21 protein-coding genes are annotated in these 24,145 nt (G+C 36.0%); 14 read left to right on the forward strand and 7 right to left on the reverse strand.

What is annotated here, in order from left to right; translation table 11 throughout:
• Window positions 1-164: 164 nt before the first annotated feature.
• Window positions 165-1,277, reverse strand: a complete 1,113-nt coding sequence (locus tag Q0V26_RS03595; protein ID WP_297478138.1) for a diguanylate cyclase — start codon at window positions 1,275-1,277, stop codon at window positions 165-167.
• Between the two features lie 320 nt (window positions 1,278-1,597).
• Between Q0V26_RS03595 and nrdD the strand changes: the two genes are divergently transcribed.
• The 4 genes from nrdD (at window position 1,598) to Q0V26_RS03615 (ending at window position 7,038) form a co-directional block, all read left to right on the forward strand.
• Window positions 1,598-3,733, forward strand: a complete 2,136-nt coding sequence (gene nrdD / locus Q0V26_RS03600) for an anaerobic ribonucleoside-triphosphate reductase (protein WP_297478140.1) — start codon at window positions 1,598-1,600, stop codon at window positions 3,731-3,733.
• 109 nt (window positions 3,734-3,842) lie between these two features.
• On the forward strand, window positions 3,843-4,310 hold the full coding sequence (nrdG, locus tag Q0V26_RS03605; protein WP_297478142.1) for an anaerobic ribonucleoside-triphosphate reductase-activating protein: 468 nt from the start codon (window positions 3,843-3,845) through the stop codon (window positions 4,308-4,310).
• 309 nt (window positions 4,311-4,619) lie between these two features.
• On the forward strand, window positions 4,620-6,674 hold the full coding sequence (locus Q0V26_RS03610; RefSeq protein WP_297478144.1) for an EAL domain-containing protein: 2,055 nt from the start codon (window positions 4,620-4,622) through the stop codon (window positions 6,672-6,674).
• 100 nt (window positions 6,675-6,774) lie between these two features.
• Window positions 6,775-7,038 (forward strand): DUF2960 family protein, encoded by a 264-nt coding sequence (locus tag Q0V26_RS03615; protein WP_036791038.1) that lies wholly within the window; start codon window positions 6,775-6,777, stop codon window positions 7,036-7,038.
• 218 nt (window positions 7,039-7,256) lie between these two features.
• Here Q0V26_RS03615 and rarD read toward each other — a convergent pair whose 3' ends face one another.
• Window positions 7,257-8,162: an EamA family transporter RarD gene (gene rarD / locus Q0V26_RS03620; protein ID WP_297478149.1), complete on the reverse strand. Its 906-nt coding sequence runs from the start codon at window positions 8,160-8,162 to the stop codon at window positions 7,257-7,259.
• 343 nt (window positions 8,163-8,505) lie between these two features.
• On the opposite strand from rarD, the gene Q0V26_RS03625 reads away from it, so the two are divergent.
• Together Q0V26_RS03625 and Q0V26_RS03630 are read left to right on the forward strand one after the other, a co-directional pair.
• The gene (locus Q0V26_RS03625) at window positions 8,506-8,859 is read left to right on the forward strand and encodes a DUF2750 domain-containing protein (protein WP_080156522.1); all 354 of its coding nucleotides are present in this window, start codon (window positions 8,506-8,508) and stop codon (window positions 8,857-8,859) included.
• A gap of 743 nt (window positions 8,860-9,602) precedes the next feature.
• A complete protein-coding gene (locus Q0V26_RS03630) occupies window positions 9,603-10,067 on the forward strand; it encodes an NlpC/P60 family protein (protein WP_297478269.1) in 465 nt (154 codons plus the stop codon).
• A 328-nt stretch (window positions 10,068-10,395) separates the two neighbouring features.
• Here Q0V26_RS03630 and Q0V26_RS03635 read toward each other — a convergent pair whose 3' ends face one another.
• Together Q0V26_RS03635 and Q0V26_RS03640 are read right to left on the reverse strand one after the other, a co-directional pair.
• On the reverse strand, window positions 10,396-12,498 hold the full coding sequence (locus Q0V26_RS03635) for a protein-disulfide reductase DsbD domain-containing protein (RefSeq protein ID WP_297478151.1): 2,103 nt from the start codon (window positions 12,496-12,498) through the stop codon (window positions 10,396-10,398).
• A gap of 318 nt (window positions 12,499-12,816) precedes the next feature.
• Entirely contained in the window at window positions 12,817-13,323 is a 507-nt protein-coding gene (locus Q0V26_RS03640) for a hypothetical protein (RefSeq protein ID WP_297478153.1), read from the reverse strand.
• Window positions 13,324-13,833: 510 nt separating this feature from the next.
• Between Q0V26_RS03640 and Q0V26_RS03645 the strand changes: the two genes are divergently transcribed.
• Complete coding sequence (locus Q0V26_RS03645) at window positions 13,834-14,298, forward strand: ATP-dependent zinc protease (protein ID WP_297478155.1); 465 nt, start codon at window positions 13,834-13,836, stop codon at window positions 14,296-14,298.
• A 5-nt stretch (window positions 14,299-14,303) separates the two neighbouring features.
• The gene (gene rimK / locus Q0V26_RS03650) at window positions 14,304-15,206 is read left to right on the forward strand and encodes a 30S ribosomal protein S6--L-glutamate ligase (RefSeq protein WP_297478157.1); all 903 of its coding nucleotides are present in this window, start codon (window positions 14,304-14,306) and stop codon (window positions 15,204-15,206) included.
• 58 nt (window positions 15,207-15,264) lie between these two features.
• Here rimK and Q0V26_RS03655 read toward each other — a convergent pair whose 3' ends face one another.
• Both Q0V26_RS03655 and Q0V26_RS03660 read right to left on the reverse strand, forming a co-directional pair.
• Window positions 15,265-16,794 (reverse strand): phospholipase D family protein, encoded by a 1,530-nt coding sequence (locus tag Q0V26_RS03655; RefSeq protein ID WP_297478159.1) that lies wholly within the window; start codon window positions 16,792-16,794, stop codon window positions 15,265-15,267.
• Window positions 16,795-17,012: 218 nt separating this feature from the next.
• Window positions 17,013-18,041, reverse strand: coding sequence for a Preprotein translocase subunit SecY (locus tag Q0V26_RS03660; RefSeq protein ID WP_297478271.1), 1,029 nt, complete (start codon window positions 18,039-18,041; stop codon window positions 17,013-17,015).
• Between the two features lie 441 nt (window positions 18,042-18,482).
• On the opposite strand from Q0V26_RS03660, the gene Q0V26_RS03665 reads away from it, so the two are divergent.
• Together Q0V26_RS03665 and ansB are read left to right on the forward strand one after the other, a co-directional pair.
• Window positions 18,483-18,731: a hypothetical protein gene (locus tag Q0V26_RS03665; RefSeq protein WP_297478160.1), complete on the forward strand. Its 249-nt coding sequence runs from the start codon at window positions 18,483-18,485 to the stop codon at window positions 18,729-18,731.
• A gap of 207 nt (window positions 18,732-18,938) precedes the next feature.
• Window positions 18,939-20,000: an L-asparaginase 2 gene (ansB, locus tag Q0V26_RS03670; protein ID WP_297478162.1), complete on the forward strand. Its 1,062-nt coding sequence runs from the start codon at window positions 18,939-18,941 to the stop codon at window positions 19,998-20,000.
• A gap of 68 nt (window positions 20,001-20,068) precedes the next feature.
• Here the strand turns inward: ansB and Q0V26_RS03675 are convergent, their stop codons facing one another.
• A complete protein-coding gene (locus Q0V26_RS03675; protein ID WP_297478164.1) occupies window positions 20,069-20,848 on the reverse strand; it encodes a thioredoxin domain-containing protein in 780 nt (259 codons plus the stop codon).
• A 295-nt stretch (window positions 20,849-21,143) separates the two neighbouring features.
• Here Q0V26_RS03675 and aphA point away from each other — a divergent pair, with 295 nt between their 5' ends.
• From aphA to Q0V26_RS03695, 4 genes are all read left to right on the forward strand, one after another.
• A complete protein-coding gene (gene aphA, locus Q0V26_RS03680) occupies window positions 21,144-21,863 on the forward strand; it encodes an acid phosphatase AphA (RefSeq protein WP_297478165.1) in 720 nt (239 codons plus the stop codon).
• A gap of 190 nt (window positions 21,864-22,053) precedes the next feature.
• Complete coding sequence (gene arfB, locus Q0V26_RS03685) at window positions 22,054-22,467, forward strand: alternative ribosome rescue aminoacyl-tRNA hydrolase ArfB (protein WP_297478168.1); 414 nt, start codon at window positions 22,054-22,056, stop codon at window positions 22,465-22,467.
• Between the two features lie 183 nt (window positions 22,468-22,650).
• The gene (locus tag Q0V26_RS03690) at window positions 22,651-23,094 is read left to right on the forward strand and encodes a hypothetical protein (protein ID WP_297478170.1); all 444 of its coding nucleotides are present in this window, start codon (window positions 22,651-22,653) and stop codon (window positions 23,092-23,094) included.
• A gap of 96 nt (window positions 23,095-23,190) precedes the next feature.
• Window positions 23,191-24,078 carry an aspartoacylase gene (locus tag Q0V26_RS03695; protein ID WP_297478172.1) on the forward strand — a complete coding sequence of 296 codons (888 nt, stop codon included), beginning with the start codon at window positions 23,191-23,193 and terminating at the stop codon, window positions 24,076-24,078.
• Window positions 24,079-24,145: the final 67 nt, after the last annotated feature.

Consider the following 24,145-nt stretch of genomic DNA (forward strand, 5'->3'; position numbering starts at 1 on the left):
AGTAATAGAATTACAATAGAGTAATAAGGCATAGTCATTATTGTCATTATGATGATTTAACAATAACAGTGCCCTAGATCTTGTCATAAATGTATTGTTGATTATTTACTAGCGTAAAAATGCCATTACCGTTATGTTTCTATGTAATTATGTCGTCACATTTTTCATTGCTGTGTGCTGCAATATTGGTTTCGGCCTGATTCTTTAGCATTATAAAGATGACTGTCTGCTTCATTGATTAATTGATTAGGACGTTGGTTTATTTGCCACGTAGCAATTCCTTGGCTTATCGTAACATAATCATTAATATCAGAGCACGGATGAACAATGGCTAATGTTGCTAAACTTTGCTGAATACGTTTTGCGACACGGCACGCACCATTTATATCAGTATTGGGTAGTAGGACAACAAACTCTTCACCACCATAACGCGATACGGTGTCATTATGCCTTAATAAGCTATTTTTAATCGCTGTTGCGACTGATTTTAAACAGATATCACCGTTAATATGTCCTTGTGTATCATTGAAAAGCTTAAAATAATCAATATCAATTAAAATAATTGACAGTGGAGTACGGTGATGTTTCGCATGCGTTATTTGCTTATCAATCGTAAAATCAAAAAAACGACGATTGTTAATTTGGGTTAATTGATCAGTAAAGGATAAGTGCGTTAATTCATTAAGTAAGCGTTTATTGTCATGTTCTTGTTTAATTCGAGTGGTAAACCATTTAAAAAGTAATTGTCGGCCTGATTCAATAATAATGATGGTAATTGTAAGTTTAGTAAAAGCAAAAAGTAGGTCAAACCGAGGGTCTTCAATACTATACCAAGTTGTAAATACAAGGATTGGCAGTGTGGCAAGGTAAACAGCCATGCGGTAGGTATAAAAGCTGAGTAGCACAACCAGAAATAATAGATTGCCGACGATTTCAACAATAACATAGGCGTGACCTAAGTTATTTAGGTTGACAATTGCTCCCCCCCAAGTCGTTCCGAACAGCAACGCATAAATAGATGAAATTATTTTATAATGTTGAAGCGTTGTATTTTGTACAAAAAATACTAACCCCAAAACAAAAAGTAGGCCCTGAATCCCAAAGTTCACTGTTGTTAATAGTAAATTACTATTTTCTTTATTAAAAAAATCCACCCAAATAACCATAGTAATTAACATTAATGTTATTAGAGAAATTTTAGATGCCCAGATAAAACCAAGACGAAGATTTTTATATATTGTGTCGTCAATGCGCGTATCTAGTGATGAAAAATACATTCAGTGAGATCCATAGTTATTGTGCATGAGATAATCTCAAGAATTGCTCGAAAGGCAAGTATTTTTTTTGAATTTTTTGTCGAATGTGGTGATAAATTTATTGACAATGAACATTCTAAATCAGCTTACATTAAAAATTTTGTGATGGGTCATAATCATCGTTCAGAAGACAAACTGCTCGTTATAAAAATTGATCTCGATCAAGGTTTCTTTGCGTTAGATCGCGCCTAATACACCACATATTGTTGCCGCTTATAAATAGAACACTATATTTTGTGTTTAAGTGACACTGTAATTTTCTGTGATTTTAGGAGCCTTGTGTGAATCCTGTAGTAATAAAGCGTGATGGTTGCCGTGTATCTTTCGATGTTTTGCGCATTAAAGAAGCCGTTATTGGGGCTGCAAATTCCATCTGCGATTCAGAGTGTCATACAATGGATGAAGCCTATGCTACATCAGTCGCTGACGCAGTGTTAGAGCAGTTCTCTGGTGCTAATAATGTTGACATTCACGCCATTCAAGAAGCAGTTGAAACGCAACTTATGGCAGGTCCACACAAGGTTGTTGCTCGTGCTTATATCGAATATCGCCATGATCGAGATATTTCTCGAGAGAAGAAAAGTCGTTTAAATAATGAAATTCGTGGCTTAATCGAACAAAGTAATGCTTCTTTGTTAAATGAAAATGCGAACAAAGACAGTAAGGTGATTCCAACTCAGCGTGATTTACTTGCGGGTATTGTTGCGAAACATTATGCAACCCAACATTTATTACCTCGTGACATTGTTAAAGCACATGAAAGTGGCGAAATTCACTATCATGATTTAGATTATTCACCATTTTTCCCTATGTTCAACTGTATGCTAATTGATCTTAATGGCATGTTGAATAATGGCTTTAAGATGGGCAATGCTGAAATTGACACTCCTAAGTCAATTTCAACAGCAACAGCAGTCACCGCACAAATTATTGCTCAAGTGGCGAGCCATATTTATGGCGGCACAACAATTAACCGTATTGATGAAGTGTTAGCACCTTATGTAACGGTAAGTTACAGCAAGCATTTAGATGTTGCGACAGAATGGGGTATTTCAGATCCTATTGCTTTTGCACAAGCACGCATTGAAAAAGAATGTTATGACGCATTCCAATCACTAGAATATGAAGTAAACACATTACACACTGCGAATGGCCAAACTCCTTTTGTAACTTTCGGTTTTGGTTTAGGCACATCGTGGGAATCACGTTTAATTCAACAATCTATTCTTAAAAACCGTATTGCGGGTTTAGGTAAAAATCATAAAACAGCCGTATTCCCTAAACTTGTTTTTGCAATTAAAGATGGTCTTAACCATAAGCCTGATGATGCTAACTACGATATTAAGCAATTAGCATTAGAGTGTGCATCTAAGCGTATGTACCCCGATATTCTAAACTATGACAAATTAGTTGAAGTGACTGGTTCGTTTAAGACCCCAATGGGTTGTCGTAGCTTTCTAGGTCCTTATGAAGAAAAGGGTGAACTTATTCATGAAGGTCGAAATAACCTTGGTGTCGTAAGTATCAACTTGCCACGAATTGCATTAGAAGCACAAGGCGATGAAGCGCGTTTCTTTGAGATCTTAGATGAGCGTTTAACATTATCTCGTCGTGCATTAGATACGCGTATTACACGTTTAAATGGCGTAAAAGCGCGTGTTGCTCCTATCCTTTATATGGAAGGTGCATGTGGTGTGCGTTTAAAAGAAGATGATGATGTATCTGAAATCTTCAAAAATGGTCGTGCGTCGATTTCATTAGGCTACATTGGCATTCATGAAACTGTGAATGCATTGTACGGCAATAAAACTCACGTTTATGACAGTGAAATGCTACGTGAGAAAGCGGTTGCTATTGTTCAGCGTTTACGTGATGCAACAGATTCTTGGAAAGAAGAGTCTGGTTATGGCTTTAGTCTTTACAGCACACCAAGTGAAAATTTATGTAGCCGCTTCTGTGCGATTGATGCCAAAGAATTTGGTATTGTTGATGGCGTAACAGATCGCGGTTTTTATACCAACAGCTTCCACTTGGATGTTGAGAAAAAAGTGAATCCGTATGACAAGATTGACTTTGAAATGGCATACCCAGATATCGCAAATGGTGGTTTTATTTGTTATGGCGAATACCCAAATATTCAGCATAACCTTGAAGCACTAGAAAATGTATGGGATTACAGTTATACCCGCGTACCATATTACGGCACTAATACACCGATTGATGAGTGTTATGACTGTGGCTTCACGGGTGAGTTTGACTGTACGAGCAAAGGCTTTACATGTCCTAAATGTGGTAACCATGAGCCATCACGCGTATCAGTAACTCGCCGTGTATGTGGTTATTTAGGTAGCCCTGATGCACGACCATTTAACTTTGGTAAACAAGAAGAAGTTAAGCGTCGCGTTAAGCATATGTAACAGCGATAAGTAGACTGAAGTTAAACATAAAAAGTGCTTTAGGGCACTTTTTATGTTTTAGGTATTGATAGCATGTTATGACACGTGTTGAGATTAGCCGAGATATAAAATGAACTACCATAATTATTACCCTGTCGATATCGTTAATGGCCCAGGTACGCGAGTGACTTTATTTGTTTCTGGCTGCGTTCATCAATGTAAAGGTTGTTATAACCAAAGCACATGGCGTGTTGATGCTGGACATCCATTTACGCAGGCAATGGAAGATCAAGTGATTAATGATCTTAACGATACACGCATTAAACGTCGTGGGTTATCGTTATCTGGTGGTGATCCGTTACATCCGCACAATGTAGCTGCAATACTGAAATTGGTACAACGTGTACATCGTGAATGCAGTGATAAAGATATTTGGCTATGGACAGGGTATTTGCTATCAGAATTGACACCAGAACAGCTGCAAATTACAACTTTAATCGATGTCATGGTTGATGGTAAATATGAACAAGAACAACGAAATCCTTCCTTGGTATGGAAAGGCAGTGAAAATCAGGTTATTCATTATTTTAATAAATGATCATTAAACTGCGCTGATAATAATTAATAAATGCCATTTAAAGTTAACGATGTGTTTATTTTTTGTTGTTTAAATGGTTTGATTTGTTTCTAGTCTGAACTTATCCACTGTTTCTGTGTATAACTATGGGAAAACATATTGAATAGTTGTGGTATTTTGATTGACGCTAAATGAAGCTAAAAATCAGCCTCGAATATTTTTTATTTTTAATGGTTTAACTTTGATTTTCGGATGAAAATTATTGGTTCTTGATACAAAAAGCATTATATTTGACTGATTGAATATGATGCTTTTAAAGCAGAAAATATAATGCCAATATTTACAAGAATGTCGCAGCTATCTGTCAATAAATATCTTGTCGCAGTTTCAAATGTTTTTCTAATGGCGTTACCATTGGTATTGATATCGACTTTTTGTGAGTTGATGGCACTATTCTGTGATTATTTTGATTTTAGTGATTTTGGACAAACGGTTCATTATGTCGGTCAAACGACAGGGATTATGATTCCTATTTTAGTTAACTTTTATTTAGCGACTTATTTGTCAGCAGTAAAACGTATACCAAAAAGTATAGTGATTGCTACCTCATTAACTGTTTTTTTTATTGTTTCTTATCAATGGGATTTAATATCACCATTAATACCTCTGCCTAATAGTTTTCCAATGTCGTTACTAACAGCGTATATTTCTTGTGAGGTTATTGCTAAATTAAGAAAAATAAGATTATTTAAAGGTAAAACAGATCAGTCTTTTATTGATATATCGATGAGTATGCTAGCGGGATCAATTGTCACGATCTCGGTAGCATTATCGATAAGTTCTTTCTTTAGAAAAATATGTGAACAATTATCATCATTAATTCCCTGGTCGTTTATTCCACGGCTGGATCCTACCTCTTTTATTGATGGCCTTATTTATGAAATACTGCGAGGCTTATTTTGGGCACTAGGTGTTAATGGACATCATATTCTGCATTCCTATAAAACAGAGTTGTATAACATTACCTTAGTAAATATTACTGAATGGCATAATTTTGGTGTAAATTTAAATATATTAAGTACTAATTTTTATGACTTTTTTACAGGTATTGGTGGTAGCGGTAATATGCTTAGCTTAGTTCTCTGTATGTTATTTTTTGCAAAAAGTAAAGGCTATAAATTACTAGCAAAAGCAGCCTTAATACTTTGTTTGTTTAATGTTAACGAACCTATTCTCTATGGTATTCCAGTTATTTTTAACCCGATTATGGTTATTCCATTCTTATTAGTGCCAACAATCAGCTTTATTATTGCTTATGGTGCAATTTATATGGATATTGTACCGCCATTAAGTGAAGTTCATAGTTGGTTAATGCCACCTTTTATTAGTGGCTATATGGCGACGGGAGGTGCAATTTCAGGTGCAGTATTACAGTTAGTATTAGTGCTCATAGGCCTTGTGATTTATTTACCATTCTTTAAATTAATGGATAAACGTAGCTTAGGTATCGGTGTCTCTGATATATTTTCAAACCGATTATTTACCAGTGATGAAATAGAATCTAAAACACGCTTAACTAGTTTTATTCCATCGGTACACGATAATCTTCGTGCCCAGAGAAAAATTGAAAAACTACAGAATGACGGTGAATTTATTCTTTATTATCAGCCTCAGGTCGATATTAAAAATAATAGTATCGTTGGCTGTGAAGCTTTAATTCGATTTAGGAATCATCAAGGTAAAATATTACCACCAACATTTATTTCTGATTTCAATCAATTAGGTTTAATGCCAGAATTAGATTTATGGGTATTAGATAATGCAATAAAAGCCGCTGAAAAATTTATTATTATTAATCCTAAGTTTAAATTATCGATTAACATTTCTCCTGATACAGTATTGTTGAAAAATTTTGTTAATATTGTAAGAGAACGGATCGGTAATAGTTCACTATCTTTTCATCATATTGAATTAGAGTTTACGGAAGAACTCTTGATTTTGGATGAAGAAAAAGTAACCCAAATAATATCAGAACTGCAATATCTCGGCATTTCAGTTGCGTTAGATGATTTTGGTACAGGATATTCTTCGTTAGCCTATTTATCTCGTTTCGAATTTAATAAAGTTAAGATAGATCGTTCGTTAGTATTGAATATTGATAGTCAGCGAGGCCGAGAATTATTTAAAATCGCAGTACAACTGGGAAAAATTACACAAGCAGATATTGTTGTGGAAGGAGTAGAAAAAAAAGTAGAGCTAGAATTTATTGCTTCACTCGGTGTGCGTTATATTCAAGGTTTTTATTTTTATCAGCCTATGGCAGAAAATGAATTATTTCAGCATGGTCTATTAAAGCCACAACAGTGTGAGGTTGCTGATAATTAAGGCGCTATAAAGTAAATCATTCTCTTAAAGACGGTTATACTTCCATATTGAGCACTTATACGGTAAATTCGCTCTCCTTTTGTGCTCTATTGGGGACGTTATGTCACGTACTATTGTTTATACTTACAAAGAAGAAGAAAAGCGCTTAATTTTTTCTTTTGATATACACCGTAATATTCATGAAGCAGTAGCTGCTGCTGAAGGTATTGATTTAACGACATTTCTAAAAATGGAGCAACAAGTTGAAGCGGTATCTACGTGTAGTAAAGCGGGTCGTGAATACCGAGATAGTTATTTCCGCAAGTTAGGCTTTGGTAAGATAGCGCTTGCGAAGAAAGAAAACCGCGGTGTCGGTGAAAAATAAACTATTTATAAAAAGCTGACTTAACGTCAGCTTTTTATTGCTCGTTATTTATGCTTAGTCATGCTTGCATCACATCAATATCATATTTGTTAGCTAGCCGTAGTAAATACATTATTACATCAGCGATTTCTTCACTGGCATGTTTATTTCCTAAATAGTGGCCGAAAAGCAATACAATAGCCTAACGATAATAAATACGACGTTAGGCTATCAATTCATTAATGGCTGGTTAGAATGACTTTTTTACGACGAAACATAGTGGGTAGTGCTTCGACTGTACAAAAGATTAACCCTAACCAAATTAAACCAAAACTGATGGCTTTCGTTTGATCAAATACTTCACCAAATAAGAATACTGCTAATAAAAATTGTAAGCTTGGCTCAATGTATTGCATTAAACCAACCATCGTTAGACTGGTGCGATTGAGTGCTAAAGCAAAAAATATTAATGGTGCAACGGTCACTGGTGCAGCACCTGCATACAGTAAAAAGGTAGTAGTACCTGATGTTAGTGCAACACTGTCACCACTGAAATATAGCCATATCATATAAATAAGAGCAAAAGGAGTCAGTATTGCAGCTTCAATTGTTACCGACGTTAGTGCATCATATTTAATGTATTTTTTTGTTAAACCATAGACAGCAAAAAAACTCCCCATGATTAATGATAGCCAAGGTAACTGCCCGTATTGCCATACTTGGTAACCAATGCCTAAAATCGCTAATATGACAGCAATGATTTGCGCTTTAGTTAACCTTTCCTTTAAGAAAAACATCGCTAATGCAATCGCGAATAATGGGTTAATAAAATAACCTAAACTAGCAGCTAGCACTTCGCCATGCGTGATAGCCCATGTAAACGCATACCAAGAAACACTCATTATTACGCCAGCAAAACCACACATAGCTAATGATTTTTTATCCGCAAGAATTTCTTTAATTGCTGGAATAGGCTGTCGAAGTAATATCATGACAATTGACATCACAGGTACTGAGAAAATAAGCCTTAATGCCAGTAATTCATTCGTATTTGCTTTAGGCAGATATTGGTAATAGAGCGGTAATACTCCCCAAAGGATGAATGAAAATGCCGCTAGCATATTACCTGCACGACGTGATTGCATGTTTACACCTAAGATTAAAAAGTCGTTGTTATCTCAAGATTATTGCAATATTGAGAAGCTATTGTGATGAATGAGCAAAAATGGCGCTCAGACCCAAGAAACCATTCTTATGTTGAGTGATCATATTTCCCGATATTTTGTCACTGAATTTGTATAAGTCAATATACGCTATAAAGAAAAGACATTTATCGATAGTGTTGATTTGTTGGTGATAATACTTAAAGAACAATGACTAAATAATAATGCTGATAAGGTGTTTTTTTGATAAAATATCAGAGTAGGATAAAGGTTGATATATTTAACTGATAAAGCCATATTATAGCATTTTAATTGAGAGAAAATAATGACTAAATTAACTGCAGATATCCAAGCAAATAAAGCTTTGTTCGTAACAGAAACACAAGCAACGCGTGTTGTTTGGAGCCTTCGTAACGAAGAGGGTGATTGGTTATCTGTTGCATCTTCTGAATTTGAAGACTCTGAAGTGATGCCGTTTTGGTCAAATGAAGCTGATGCGAAAGTGCAATGTGCTGATGAATGGGCTGAATTTCAACCAAGTGAATTACCATTAGATATTTTTCTTGAAGATTGGATGATCACGTTAGTAGAAGACGGCGTGTTAGTTGGTTTGAACTGGAATGAATCACTTGAAGGTATTGAGTTAGAGCCTTCAGAAGTAGCTAAACTTTACCTATAAGTTTATAAATATGACCCTGTGAATAATAATGAAGTCGTTTTTTATATTCATAGGGTTTTATGTTATGAATACTAAAGCTAACTACATAACTATTTGAATTCCCCCTCATTTTATGAGGTGAAATATAAAGGTCTCGCTTTTGGTATTAAAAATTCACAGTAGTGAACGAGGATAGTTATCTCTTCTATTGTATTATTTTTAGCTTGCATTAAGGTGTGAGCCTTTTTTTGCGTTTGATTTGGCTGTATTTTATTTTTATATTGTATTAATTAATTTATGATCGCGTTTTATTTGTTCATCTTACTCTATATTAATATTATATATTCTTTTGATTATCCGTACTTATATGAGTTATGTCATTGAATAATATAATCATTAATGTATTGTCATATAGATTATATCGCAATATAGAACAATTGAATTAAGGTTACATTGATTAGTTATACTTTACGTTAGCCTGACGAATGTAACTATAATATTTAGTAGATTGTATCGAATATATTTATTTCCACTGAAGGATCACAGGATAAATCGTGAAGAATGGATTAATGACAAAAAGAACGATATTAATTTTATTAACCTTATTATTATCAGCTATTGGATGTTCATCAACACCAACACCAACACCATCAGCTACAGTACAGATAACAAAAAAAGCTTCAGTGCCGAGCCATACAAAAAAAGCTTCAGTGCCGAGCCATACAAAAAAAGCTTCAGTGTCGAGTCACACAAAAAAAGCTTCAGTGTCGCGTCACATAAAAAAAGCTTCAGTATCGAGCCACAAAAAAAAGGCTTCAGTATCAACTCGTAAGCATAAAGTTGCGAAAAGCTCATCAATAAATAATGGTATGTTTAATCGCGTCTATCGTAATTGGAAGGGTACGCCATATCGTTATGGTGGCTCATCTAAAAAAGGGATAGATTGTTCGGCTTTTGTACAGGTTGGTTATTCTAGCGTTTATAAAAAAGCATTACCTCGAACAACACTACAGTTAGTGAAAAAAGGCAAAAAAGTTAACCGTAATAACGCAAAAGAAGGTGATTTGGTTTTTTTTCGGACTGGACGTAATTCTCGTCATGTGGGAATTTATCTAGGTAATTTGAAATTTATGCATGCATCACAATCTAAAGGCGTTATTATTTCACGATTGGATAATCCATATTGGCGGCGCCACTTTTGGCAAATACGTCGTTTAGATAAATCTTAAAAAGTAACCCAGCTACTCATGATTCTTTTTCAATTAAAAGAGCAACTACGTAGCTGGGTTTTATTATTTCATATCAGCCCATTTTAAAGGGAAAAATGATCCTATCGTTGTGCTTTAAAGCTTACCATTTATAACCATTAAAACAGTCGCTACTTGATAGCTTCCACTGTTGTGTTAATGCTCTGCTGCTATTATTCACAATGAGGACATTATATCTTTTCGTACTCAAGTCAGAATGTAAACCAAGATCATCACCCGATTGCATGGTAATGGTATTCTTTTGATAACTGTTCATTGTTATCCTGTGTAATCGAGTACTTATGGATATTTATTTACTTGCTTCTTTTAATGCGTTAATAACTGTTTCACTTGATAAAATAACCGGTAACTCAATACCTTTTGGTGCTTTAGGGCCGTAGACGATATTAAAAGGCACCCCAAAACGACCATGAGATTGGAGGAACCCAGTTACGTAATCTGATGGTTTAGTCCAATCACCACGCATTAAGACAATATTTTTATTATCCAATGCTGAATATACAGGCTCTTGTAAAATTACCCCGATTTTGTTGGCCTTACAAGTGATACACCATTGTGCAGTCACATCGACAAAAACCGTTTTACCTTGTGCAACTTCGGTAGCGATTTTTGCGGTATCTAATGGTAGCCAGTGGTGATCGTCTGGTAGCGGTGTTGACCATTTATTGGCGGTTAAGCTACCTGTAAATAAACTCACACCTGTACCAAGTAATACTACAGCTAAGGTAATAATAACGGCTTTACGTCCTTTCTTACGGCCTACTAGCCATAAAATAGTGACGAAGATAATGGCACCTAATCCCAGAACGACTGAGGCATTCAAGAAGCTGGTCATTAAGCTTAATAACCATACTGACGTGGTTAGCATCATTAAGCCAAATAACGTTTTAACGCGATCCATCCATACGCCTGGTTTAGGCATTAATGTTGCTAGTTGTGGAAAAAGGGCGATTAATAACCACGGTGCTGCCATACCAATTGCCAATGCGGTAAAGATAGCAAAGAGGGTGATTAAATCGGCACCTAAGGCAAATGCAACAGCGGTGCCTAAGAAAGGGGCACTACATGGTGTTGCTAGTAATGTAGCGAACATACCTTGGATGAAATGCCCTAAATGGGAATTATCACCTTTAGTTGCTAGCCATGTATTGGTATTACTTGAAAGACGAATTTCGAACAAGCCCAGCATATTTGCGCCAAATAACACTGTGATTGCGATCATTGCACCAATAAACCATGGGCTTTGGAATTGAATTCCCCACCCCAGAGCTTGGCCTGATAGTTTCATTGCGGTTAAAAATATGGCTAATAACCAAAATGAAACAATGATGCCAGCAGCAGAGGCTAAAAACTGGGTTCGAATCTGACGACGTGCAAGTCCTTGAGCTGAAATAACACTGCTTAATTTCATTCCTAACACTGGTAATACACACGGCATAATATTAAGAATCAGACCACCAAGTAAGGCTAGTCCGATTACTTTTAGAAGATTGTTACCAGTAGACGGAATATTAATGGAAATATCTGTTGTTGTTGCTGTCATTTCAACTGCAATATCATGATCACCAATTGTGACATGAAGTGGTTGCCCTACGAGCTTAGGCGTACCAAACCAGCTAGTGACTGGCAATGTTGCGTAAAGCGTATCTCCTTTGATGGTTGTCGTTGGCTTTAGGAATGACGTATCTTTGACTGCTTGTGCATCACCATCAAGAATGACATCTGGTTGTTGCCAACCAAGACTATTTGTTGCCACAACGGTTACTTTTTTTTCTGCTTTATTATAAGACAGCGTTTTTAAAGTGACTGTTGGTGATGATTTCGGAACCTGACTTTCCCCTTTGTTATACAGAAACATAGCTTCTGTTGATGGTTGTAATTTACTTGGGATAAAATCAAATGAGAGTTCGTAATCGGTTAACACACAAATACTTGTGCATGATGACATGGTTAGTTTGCCAGAAAGAAATACTGGTTTTGTCATGTCTTTTACATGGATTGAGAGAGGGAATACGACATCGTGTTTATAGCCAAGGGTTTCAACACCTAAAAACTCATAACGCTTAGGTAAAGGCCACTGCCAGTCGACATGACTAATATTCGATGAGGTTTCCCAATTGATACTAGGTGCAACGCCACCTTCACCTGGTGAGCGCCAATATGTTTTCCAATCAGTATCAAGTTTAACTTCAAGCAAACCTTGAACAGTATGTTTGGCGGGATCTTGCTGTCCTGTTAGCATCAGTCTAACTTCAACAGGGGGGTGCTGTGGATTAGTTACCCAGCCAGTACTGTATTGTGGTGCTGCTGCTGCTGTTGACGAAAAGGTAATGCCAAACAAGGTTGTGAGTAAGGCAAAGGCTAAATAGATATGTTGGTATAACTTTTTCAATCTAGAGCTCCAAATAAACAACGTACAATGATGACGAAATTTGCAGTATTTAACGTTGTTCTGTCTGTGATTTTTTTGTGTTGGACTAAGTGTTATCTGCGTAAAAGTGATGAGCCTTTGGTAACGTTATACATAAGACCGACAAGAAGCAGACTTTATTTCATTAAAAATAAATACGGCCCCATTGTCGGTAATTTATGCCATCAGAACAAGTCAGGAGAGGGGGAAAGTCGACGGTTCGTATTATTTTTAAGTTATAACATATAACGCTGTTATACTTTTCTGAACAGTAGCTTGATACGGGTACTAAATGTGACTTTATTGTGGTTTTTTCCCCAAGTAGTATGACTGCATTAATTGGCATCGAAGTACTTCTTGTGTGGTATTAAGCGGTGCAGAGGAGATAGTTTCTGTATTTTGTAACAGAAGCTGAGCTTGAGTTTCGGCTTGCTCATTGCTGTAACTGTAATCAATGCTAGATGCTCCTTGTACCATTAGCCATAAATGCGTTAGTGCCAGAAGATAGTCTTGCTCTTGATGAGTAAAATATGCGGCATAATCAGTACCAACAGTAGCATTAAAAACCGCTTTCATTTTTGTTGCAGCTGTCTGTTGATAGATCCATTGTTGCTGAGCTTGTTGCTGGTGTAGGGTCATAAACCCAAGCAATAAATTGATTGTTGTGCTGTCAGGACGTTGTTGGCAAACATGATCAAAATGTGCTGATGATGTGCTAATAAATTGATCCAATTGTTTTTTTATTGCCGAATCCACAGGCAAATCAGCCATGCCAAGTAATAATAATTGCTGTTCTAATGTTGACATGTCCATAAGTTCTTATTGAGGGATGTGAAAGAGTAGCATGGTCAGATATTGCAAATGAAGGATTAAATCAGATTGACTATCAGTTAGCTTTTATTGGAAATAAAATAATCAAATTTGACTTTTTGTATGTTGGTTTTTTGTTGTTATTGTATGAGATATACCGAAAGTAGAGTAATAGGATGTATTAGTGGTATCTAATCAAGAATAAAATAGGGATTAACTAAATCTATTACGTTGAAACTTATTGCTTAATGACATGAATAAAAAGTCTAATATATGGTAGTATAAAGACGATAGTACTAAAAAAGTAATCATCTTACGGTGATTTTACCACTGCTATTGGCACTGATTCAGGTCAATTCGTGCTTGGCTAGTTAATGATTTCCTTGTTTATTGATAACAGACTAAATAACGTACTGCAACTGTTTATAATTAGATCTTATTGATACTAGTTATATTTATTGCATTTTGAGTACCTAATTTAGCTGGTTAGGAAGTTGGGTTATTGTAATGATTAATAAAGAAACAATTGTGAATAAAAATAATAAATTTATTGTTGGTTGGCGTGAAATCGCCGCTTTACCTGATCTTGGGGTTGATGATATTCATGTAAAAATTGATACAGGGGCTCGTAGCTCTTGTCTTCATACCTTCAAAATTGAAGAGTTTACTCAAAATGATGAATTGTGGGTGAAATTTTGGCTACACCCTATTCACAATAACACAGATATTGAACAGGTTTGTATGGCAAAAGTTGCTGACAAACGTGTTGTCAGAAATTCCGGTGGCGATGAACAATTACGTTACTTTATTGTTTCAACTATTGATTTTAATGGTCAACAATGGCCAATCGAAATATCGTTAACAAGCCGTGACAATATGGCATTTCGCATGTTACTTGGACGAACGTCTATGCATGGTCGTATTATTGTTGATCCAGAAGCCTCTTACCTTATTCAAAGCAAGGAAAAGTAATAGTAATGAAAATCGGTATCTTATCTCGTAATCAGTCATTGTATTCAACGTCTCGTCTTATTGAAGCGGCAGAGCTGCGTGGCCATGAAATTAAGGTGATTGATGCACTTCGTTGCTATATGAACATTAATTCTCAAAAGCCCTCTATTCACTTTAAAGGTGAAGATTTAGTGGATTTTGATGCCGTTATTCCCCGTATCGGTGCATCAGTGACGTTTTACGGTACAGCAGTATTACGCCAATTTGAAATGATGGGTGTTTATACAGTTAACGAATCTGTTGCAATTAGCCGTTCTCGTGATAAATTGCGTTCAATGCAGTTGTTATCACGTAAATGTATTGGTATGCCTGTGACAGGTTTTGCAAGTAAGCCTGATGATGTTAAAGACTTACTTGATATGGTAGGCGGTGCGCCAGTAGTAATTAAACTGCTTGAAGGTACACAAGGCATTGGTGTTGTACTGGCTGAAACACGCAAAGCGGCTGAAAGTGTTATTGAAGCATTCATGGGCTTAAAAGCAAATATCATGGTGCAAGAATACATTAAAGAAGCTGGTGGTGCTGATATCCGTTGTTTCGTCATCGGTGATAAAGTGATCGCTGCAATGAAACGCCAAGGTGCTGAAGGTGAATTCCGTTCTAACTTGCACCGTGGCGGCAGTGCTGCATTAGTTAAAATTACTCCTGAAGAGCGTAAGACGGCGGTTGCTGCTGCAAAAATTATGGGATTAAGTGTTGCTGGTGTTGACTTACTACGTTCAGAGCGTGGCCCACTAGTGATGGAAGTTAACTCATCACCTGGCCTTGAAGGTATCGAGAAAGCAACAGGTAAAGATATTGCCGGTATGATTATCGAATATATTGAAAAGTACGCATCTAAAAAAACAGCACTACGTAGCAAAGGCTAAGTAAGTACTGTTTTGTATATTTCAGGCCCTTCATGATGATATTCATGAAGGGCTTTTTTTATAAGTGCTTTTCTATTGGTAACGCGCCAGCCAGCCACGCTCCCATCTTCAGCATTGAACTGCTATCAGGCTCAGAATCAAATTGTTTACCAGTAATATCATCCGTCCAGATAATGTCGTTATTGTTATCTAATGATAAACGATAAGCACTTTTTTTCAGGAGATGATCTAAATCGGCATAAAAAATATCAGAAAATGGTTGAGAGTCGACAATGACACCCATCTCTGTGTTTAGATACGCTGATCGAGGATCAAAATTGAATGAGCCAACAAAGACTTTTTTACGATCAATAATAAATGTTTTAGCATGCAAGCTTGAACGAGAATTACCTAGCCATGAGTGCTTTCTCTTGATTTTAGGGTCTGTTTTTATTTCATATAACTTAATCCCATGCTCAAGCATTTCTTTACGGTATTTGGAATACCAGCCATGTACGGCAAACACATCATTTGATGCTAATGAATTGGTTACGATGGTAATATTTAAGCCGCGTTTAGCCGCATTTACAAGCGCTTTTACACCCGCTTCTGTTGGTACAAAATACGGTGAAATAAGTAAGAAATCTGTTTTTGCTTGGCCAATCATTGTGGATAAATGATATAGCAATAAATCATCTTGGCTGTTTTTTACTTTATAAGGTGTGTCGTAAACAAGTTCTGCATCGGCCCAATAAAACGGCAATGTTTGATTGGATAATTTTTTTGCCATTGGGTGCTGCTTTAATGAGCGCGCATAATCAGAGGTTAAATACTGCTTTTGTGCTTGTTTCCATTGTTGTAATTGGTCCGCGGTTGGCAAATGTGCTTCAGCCACTAACATTTCGATCGGTGTGGCGGGTTTACTGTTCCAATACTCATCAAATTGACGTGAAACGCGAGGAATAATCTTCCCTATCATTAATAAATCAAAGTCATCAAATTCAACGTTATTATTAGCAGAAAAATATTCATCACCAATATTACGTCCACCAGTAATGGCAAAGACACCATCGGCAATGATTGATTTATTATGCATGCGTCGATTTAAACGGTCAAAATCAGTTAAAAAACTTAATGGTTTAAAACTGCGATTACCAAAAGCATTAAAGAACCGAACTTCGATATTAGGGTGCGCAGATAAATTTGCTAATACTTGGTCATCACGATTTTGCATATCATCTAGCAATAGGCGTACACGTACACCGCGTTCTGCGGCTTGATATAAATACCATGTTAGTAAGTTACTAGTTGCGTCATCTCTGTAGATATAATATTGCACATCAATTGTTTTTTGTGCGCCTTCAATTATAGCTAGGCGTGCAAGAAATGCCGCTTGGCCATCTCCGAGTGGATAAAAACCTGTTTTATCCGGATGTGCTTGTGTGTAAGGTAATGTTTTTTTTAATAAAGTAGTGTTGTAGTTGTCAACATTACTGTATGTCGCTGTTTTTATTGTGGATAATGGCTGAGCACAACCGATTAGGGTTAAGGTGCTGATGGCAATAACTGAATGAGTATAAAATTGCTTAAAACGATGAAAAGTGATCATTAGAAAACATGTTTCTGAAAAAAGTGGAGCGATTTTACCTGTAATTGTGATGAAGTGCTTTAGATTAATTGTAATTTGTAACATTTTCCAAATTAAAAATAGTAATTCTTAGTTATACGCGAATTATATGTCAGTGTTGACACTTTTAGGGTATAAAAAAGTCCAAAACACCGATGGTTGTTTTGGACTTTTATTTTCATCAATATGATTAGAAATATTTAGTTAGCGAGTGGTGGTATACCATGCCATTGGTAGTGATTGTTTGGCTTTTTACTTACAATCCCTTGATCAAGCAGTTGATGAAAAATAGCATCAACCTCATCAGTGGTTAGTTTGAGTAACTTACTAACAGCACGCTTACTACAGTTAACTTGATTTTTTGTGAGTGCTTCGACAGCTTGTTCATAGGCTGTTTTAGGCGTTTCAGGCTCGATGGCTTCAACAATAATCTCATCCTCATCCTCATTATTGATATCGGTAATGGATGTTGTTCCCACTGCCGATGGATCAAAATGGGTTAATAATGGTGCTTGATCTTGGGTGTTATAGCCATTAACTGATAATAATTGTTGACGCTTGAACTGGTAACGGAAACGATTTTCTTCACCAATTAAACCCACGAAAAAGGCAGCAAAGAAATCAAGTAATACCGACAAGAAAATAACTAATCCTAGTTGAGCCGCTTGATTGCTGACATTGAATGTTGTGGCTAGGCTATCAATCAATCCAAGCACTGAACCTTGGCTAACAATCGGTGTTTTATCTCGTTCAATGGCTATTTGTTGTTGTTGTTTGCGTAATGCTTCATTTTCTTTTTGAATACGGGTAACACCAGAAGCGATACGTTCCATTTGGATATATTTTTCAGCGGCAACATTGTTAAGATCAATTTGTTTTTCAATGGCTTGAATTTGCATGTTAAATGCATTGATCTTACTTTGTTGCACATTGGCTTCACTGTGTGCTTTATTGGTGGCACTGTTTATTCCTCCCACCGAGCCACCGATAGAAATCGCGGCTAATACAGCATAAAAGGTAAACGCAGTGAAGGTGCCACTGTAGTTGCGTCGTGCTTTACGTTCTCCAACTTCGTACCATGCAAAAAATTTCCCCAACTCAAAAATGACAGCCAAGCCGCCAAAAAGAAACTTCATTAAGGGGTCGTCATCAATAGATAAAAACAACAACAGTGAAAACACGATTGAAGCAAGAATAGCGGCACCTGTGAAGCTATAAACACTCCACATTGCGAAAATCCCTTTAGGGAAACGTACTGGTATATTTTGGTTGAAATACATAAAAATATCTAAGTAAGGAGCATTTGTTCAGCTGGTCGCATTATAGCGGCAACACATAAAAGACCTCTAGGATACAGTAAAATGCTTGTTAACCCCTTATAAAATATGGCAGTTAAAAATTTGGTGGTGGTATTTTGCACGTTATTTTGATTATTGTTTAGATAACAGTCTAAATATGTGAATTTCAATATTATTATTAATAATTTCTAACATATAAGTAATTATGGTGGTTAATTTAATTGCGTGTAATTAAGCTGATATATGGCGACATGTTTGATTTGAGCTTCAATTTGAATGTTTTTATGTGATGGTGTTATCTTGGTATAAATGAGAAAGTTTTGTTTTTTATGCCTACACTTAACGAATGCTTATTTTTATAAGGTGTAGATAATGTTTTTTGTCAGTCAACATCAACTCCTCAACCAACAACAAAATATTAATAATATCGCTTTTTTTGAGCAAGAATTACCCAGTAAAATGTTACTGCATTCAACATTTATTTATGTGGAAGAAGGGTATTTTCAATGTGTGTGGGAAGCCGAAAATACAGATATGTTATTACAATATATTCATACAACAGTCGGTGATGGATGCCAAATTGATTACTACAGTGTCGACCCTATTACGGCAATTTCGTAATTTCTTGGCGGTATTGTTACTGTATTGTTTTATTGGTGTTTGAGTGATGATTGTTTTTTGTTTTTATTAATATTATCAGTGTCTTTTGTGTGATTAGGGTCACTTTTATTATGCATAAATAGTGACACTTAGCGCAAAAAAATATTCTATTAATAATATTATTCATACCACAAATAAATATTAACAATCTAACTTATGGTGTGAGTGATGAATAAAAATTCTGTTTGTATTGCTATGCTTGCTGCTGGTTTATGTGTGAGTTCGTTATCTGCTGCTGCCGATTTACCTAATATCAAAATTTTAGCAACGGGTGGAACCATTGCCGGAGCAGGACAATCAGCAACTGAATCTGCTTATACGTCGGGTCAAGTTGGTATTGAATCATTAATTAAAGCTGTACCGTCAATGACAAAAATAGCGGATGTCAGTGGCGAGCAGGTCGTAAATATTGGCTCGCAAGATATGAATGATCAAGTGTGGCTTACTTTATCTAAACGTATTAATGCATTATTAGCGCAAGATGATGTTGATGGTGTTGTTGTTACTCATGGTACTGATACTATGGAAGAAACTGCTTATTTTCTTGATCTTACAATTAAAAGTGATAAGCCCGTTGTGCTCGTTGGTGCTATGCGACCTTCAACTGCAGTGAGTGCCGATGGTCCTGCTAATTTATATAATGCTGTTGTAACAGCTGTTGATAAAGACTCAAAAGGACGCGGCGTATTAGTCGCAATGAATGATACCGTGTTAGATGCGCGTGATGTAACAAAAACCAATACTACAGCGGTTGACACTTTCCGTTCACCTAACTTTGGTTCATTAGGTTATATTCATAATAGTGATGTTATTTATCAACGTGCGCCAGAGCGTCATCATACAACAGCAACACATTTTGATGTATCGAAGCTAACCACCTTACCAAAAGTAGGCATTGTTTATAATTACTCCAATGCGTCAGCATTACCTGTAACTGCGTTAGTGAATGCTAAATTTGATGGTATTGTCAGTGCTGGTGTGGGTAACGGTAATATGTATAAAGCTATTTTTGATGAATTAGCGAAAGCAAGTAAAGAGGGGACAATGGTTGTGCGTAGTTCACGAGTACCTACAGGTTCTACGACACTAGCCGCTGAAATTGATGATGCGAAATATGGTTTTGTTGCAGCTGGAACACTCAATCCACAAAAAGCACGTATTTTATTAATGTTATCGCTAACACAAACAAAAAATTATAAAGATGTTCAAAAGATGTTTCAGTATTACTAAACACCATATTTAAAGAATAACACAACAAGACATAATATTAAGTCTTGTTGTGTTTTATATTTTAGCTATTATTTAGTGCTTGCTTGTAGATCACTGATTGCTTTTTCTAGAGCATCAGGATTGTAACCATTAATAATAGTAATATTATCGGTAGTGATATTAGTTGTTGGCATAACAATTAATGCCGGTGTACCTTGGAAGCCTAACTTACTAAATAACTCAAAGTTATTCATAAAGGTATTATTTGCATCAAACTTAGACACATCAACCCCAACGCTTGTGGCGATAGTATTGATATCTTGTTTGGTTAATTTACCTTCATCTTTACCTGTTGCAAATACGGCATTATGGTATTTAGCGTACGTTGCTCCACCTTTTTGTTGGTAGATCCAATTACCCATATCTGCAGCATATTTTGATGCTTCCCAACGTGATGCAAAGATAGGTGTTTCTTTAAAGATGAATTTTACATCTGGATTTTTTTCTTCTAATTGCTTGACGGTATCAGCAATCTTAGAACAGTACATGCATTGATAATCAAAGAACTCAATGACATTTACTTTTGCGTCTTTTGGACCGATGAATGGGGTTGCTTTGTCATTTATAAGTTGATTAGCATTTGCAATCACGACTTTTTTAGCTTCAACTTGTTGAGCTTGCATCTGCTGTTGCTGCAATGTTTGAGATGCTTTTACTAATACATCGGGATGATTAATAATATATTGACTTGCAATTTGCTCAATTTGTGCTTTTTGTTGAACAGTAAAGTTGTCACTGTTATTTGCAGTTGTTTCATTACAACCGGTAAGTAATGCACCTAGCATAATAGGTAGAAGTAATTTTTTCATCGTATTATCAATCACTATAAATATTTATTGGTTAGAATATTAGTAAGAGTAATAATAGAATAAATTAGTTCAATCTTTTTCAGATAAATGTTAATTTTTAATAATTTAAAGTCGTGATTGTTATTAAATTTAGTTAAATTTCATCAATGTTGTTATATGCTTTTTTTTGCGTTTACTTTTTATGGAACTTATATTTCATATGAAATATAAGTTCCATAATGTGATAGCTATCACTTTATATATAAGTATGAATCGTTAGATTATCTATTCAATTTCTTTGATTATTGATTCTAAAATGAAAAAGACATTTACTGCGATTACTATTTCTTCTTTACTTGCTTTGAGTCTTGTTTCTAGTTCTGTAATGGCTGAGCCAAAAGTACCTGCAACTGAAACAGGATATAGCACTATTCAATTAACACAAATGGGCCAACCTAAAAGTGTTAAGTGGGTAACAGTGGATCAAATTGCTCAGCAATTAAAAGGCAAGCCACCAATGGCGGTAGGTTTTGATGTTGATGATACTGTATTATTTAGCTCTCCAGGTTTTTATCGTGGCAAACAAGTCTTTTCTCCAAACAGTTTTAGCTATTTAAAAGATCAAAAATTCTGGGATAAAATGAATTGTGAGTGGGAAAAGTTCAGTATGCCAAAACAAATTGGTCAAGAGCTAATTGATATGCACCAAAAGCGTGGTGATTCTATTTACTTTATTACTGGTCGCGATCCATCAAAATGTGAAATTACTACACAATATTTAAAAGATGTGTTTGGTATTAAGCATATGAATAAAGTTATTTTTGCAGGCTCTAGTAAAACAACCAATACTAAAACACCTTATATAAAAGCTGAAAATATTAAAGTATATTACGGTGACTCTGATGGTGATATCACAGCCGCTCGTGATGCTGGTGCTGTGGGTATTCGTGTTATGCGCCCAGCTAACTCAACTAACCGTCCTATTGCTAAAAATGGTATCTATGGTGAAGAGGTTGTTGTTAACTCACAATACTAGTTGTTATTTATAAGTACAATATTGGGGTTTTATTTACATAATAAATGCCTGATCTATTATCAATAGATCAGGCATTTTTATATCCAGTCATTGGCTTAGGGCGTTGAGAGTTTGGGGTGATACTTATAAGCGTAGTGAGTGTGGTAGTATTGGTCGACATAAAACCAGCGTTATAAAGAGGTAAATATCGATGCTAGTGATTTCTAATGCTGTGAGTTTAGGGGATTGGGAGATTGAATTAACGGCGATACGTGCTCAAGGGGCGGGTGGACAAAACGTTAATAAAGTATCAAGTGCTATTCATTTACGGTTTGATATCAAGCGCTCATCTTTGCCTGAATTTTATAAAGAACGATTACTAAAATTATCAGACAATCGGATAACTAAAGATGGTGTCATTGTCTTAAAAAGTCAACAACATCGTACTCAAGAAATGAACCGAGAAGAAGCCTTATTGCGTTTAAAACAGTTAATTCAAAGTGTAATGACGGTTCAAAAAGCGCGCCGAGCAACAAAGCCAACTAAAGGCTCTCAAGTTCGAAGAATGGATAAGAAAAATCAACGGGGTCAGACTAAGCAATTGCGCGGCAAAGTACAAATGTAAATAAGAAAGAATCGGTAAGGTTGTTGCTGTTCGTTTAATGAAATATTTAATGTGATATTGACTGCATTATCATACGACTTTTTAGGCGTCATTGTCGCTATCTATTAAAATCGAATTCTATTCAAGGTCAGTAAGAGAAGAGCTTATTGATCAACACATGCGCTACTGATTTGGTGAACAAGGATGTTTGAAAAAAAGACGTTGCAACTATTACAATTATTTTATCGTGAAACTGAGCGCGTACGCTTACTTGATATTGATCAATTACCTGTATTGGGGGTTGAACAACAACCTGTGATGAACCTATGGTTAGAGACTAAGCGTAATTTTCAACGCGATGAAATTTATCAACAATATTGGATTAAGACTTGTAGTGCTGGCTATATCACTGAATTACGGTTACATGCTGATGGTACTTTAGATGAATATACGCTGTTTAATCGTCTACATACTCAAGGACGGTGGCAATTAGTTGATGGTGTTATCGAGATCGACATCATTAAAGGTGATAACTGCTATCGCTGTGCTGTATACGCCAATCGCTATATTAATATTCATTCCGCTATCGAATATAAAAATGATCAACTTCATTCCTATTTAAAATTGGCGCAAACTCGTCCGATTTAGCGATATATAATCACTTTTTTGTCTAATAAATAGACTTCCCAAAGTGATTAAAGTCAGTACACTGAGACTTATCAGTGAATATATTAGGACACAAGGATGAGTATAATAAAAAAGGTGGCGATTGTTGGTGGTACGCATGGCAATGAATTTAGTGGTATTTACTTATTACGTAAATGGCAGCAATCAACAGCATTAATCCGTGATAGTTTTAGTGTTGAAACCGTATTTGCGAACCCTAAAGCGCACGATGATAATAAACGTTATATTGACCATGATTTAAATCGTCAATTTAATTTGGTCGACTTAGCCAATAATGATCTAGCAAGCTATGAACAGAGTCGCGCCAAAGCGATCAATCAACAGATTGGTCCTAAAGGTGATGCTCGCATTGATTTTATTATCGATTTACACAATACCACCAGTAATATGGGGCCTTCTTTAATTCTACTGCAATCTGATAGCTTTAATCGTCAGATGGGGGCATACGTTAAAATGCAGATGCCTGATGCGGTGGTGGTATTTGAAGATCATACTCCCGTTGAACAAAACCATTTCCTTAGTTCTATTGCACCACAGGGCGTTATTGTTGAAGTTGGGCCGCAGCCGCAATCTGTGATCCGTCAGGATATTCTTGATTGGATGGATGAGATGGCAACCCATATTCTTGATTTCGTGCATTTACATAATACTGGTGAACTCTTATCGTTAATTCCAAGCTATGAAGCCTTCCGTTACCATGAAACGGTATCATTGCCTGTAGATGAGCAAGGACAGCGTATCGGCATGGTACATCGCTTAGTGCAAGATAATGATTTTAAACCGCTAAGTAATGGTGATCCAATCTTTACTTTGTTTGATGGCACTGAAGTGAATTGGCAAGGTGATTACGAGGCTTATCCTCATTTTATCAATGAAGCCGCTTATTATGATAATAATCTAGCGATGTCTTTGGCGAAGAAAATTGTGATGGAAACCCATGGTTAATTTGTTTGGGTGATAGCTAATTAGTACGTACGATTACGCCTCAGGATACTGAGGCGTAATAAAATGG

The sequence above is a fragment of the uncultured Photobacterium sp. genome, assembly GCF_947039875.1.
GTDB lineage: Bacteria > Pseudomonadota > Gammaproteobacteria > Enterobacterales > Vibrionaceae > Photobacterium.

Coding starts and splice junctions, on each gene's coding strand:
- Q0V26_RS03665 (WP_297478160.1), top strand. CDS start 18,483: ATGTTTTTTGTCAGTCAACATCAACTCCTCAACCAACAACAAAATATT.
- arfB (WP_297478168.1), top strand. CDS start 22,054: ATGCTAGTGATTTCTAATGCTGTGAGTTTAGGGGATTGGGAGATTGAA.
- Q0V26_RS03610 (WP_297478144.1), top strand. CDS start 4,620: ATGCCAATATTTACAAGAATGTCGCAGCTATCTGTCAATAAATATCTT.
- ansB (WP_297478162.1), top strand. CDS start 18,939: ATGAATAAAAATTCTGTTTGTATTGCTATGCTTGCTGCTGGTTTATGT.
- Q0V26_RS03695 (WP_297478172.1), top strand. CDS start 23,191: ATGAGTATAATAAAAAAGGTGGCGATTGTTGGTGGTACGCATGGCAAT.
- Q0V26_RS03660 (WP_297478271.1), bottom strand. CDS start 18,041: ATGTGGAGTGTTTATAGCTTCACAGGTGCCGCTATTCTTGCTTCAATC.
- Q0V26_RS03690 (WP_297478170.1), top strand. CDS start 22,651: ATGTTTGAAAAAAAGACGTTGCAACTATTACAATTATTTTATCGTGAA.
- nrdG (WP_297478142.1), top strand. CDS start 3,843: ATGAACTACCATAATTATTACCCTGTCGATATCGTTAATGGCCCAGGT.
- aphA (WP_297478165.1), top strand. CDS start 21,144: ATGAAAAAGACATTTACTGCGATTACTATTTCTTCTTTACTTGCTTTG.
- Q0V26_RS03675 (WP_297478164.1), bottom strand. CDS start 20,848: ATGAAAAAATTACTTCTACCTATTATGCTAGGTGCATTACTTACCGGT.
- Q0V26_RS03640 (WP_297478153.1), bottom strand. CDS start 13,323: ATGTCAACATTAGAACAGCAATTATTATTACTTGGCATGGCTGATTTG.
- Q0V26_RS03625 (WP_080156522.1), top strand. CDS start 8,506: ATGACTAAATTAACTGCAGATATCCAAGCAAATAAAGCTTTGTTCGTA.
- Q0V26_RS03615 (WP_036791038.1), top strand. CDS start 6,775: ATGTCACGTACTATTGTTTATACTTACAAAGAAGAAGAAAAGCGCTTA.
- Q0V26_RS03655 (WP_297478159.1), bottom strand. CDS start 16,794: ATGATCACTTTTCATCGTTTTAAGCAATTTTATACTCATTCAGTTATT.
- Q0V26_RS03645 (WP_297478155.1), top strand. CDS start 13,834: ATGATTAATAAAGAAACAATTGTGAATAAAAATAATAAATTTATTGTT.
- rarD (WP_297478149.1), bottom strand. CDS start 8,162: ATGCAATCACGTCGTGCAGGTAATATGCTAGCGGCATTTTCATTCATC.
- Q0V26_RS03595 (WP_297478138.1), bottom strand. CDS start 1,277: ATGTATTTTTCATCACTAGATACGCGCATTGACGACACAATATATAAA.
- rimK (WP_297478157.1), top strand. CDS start 14,304: ATGAAAATCGGTATCTTATCTCGTAATCAGTCATTGTATTCAACGTCT.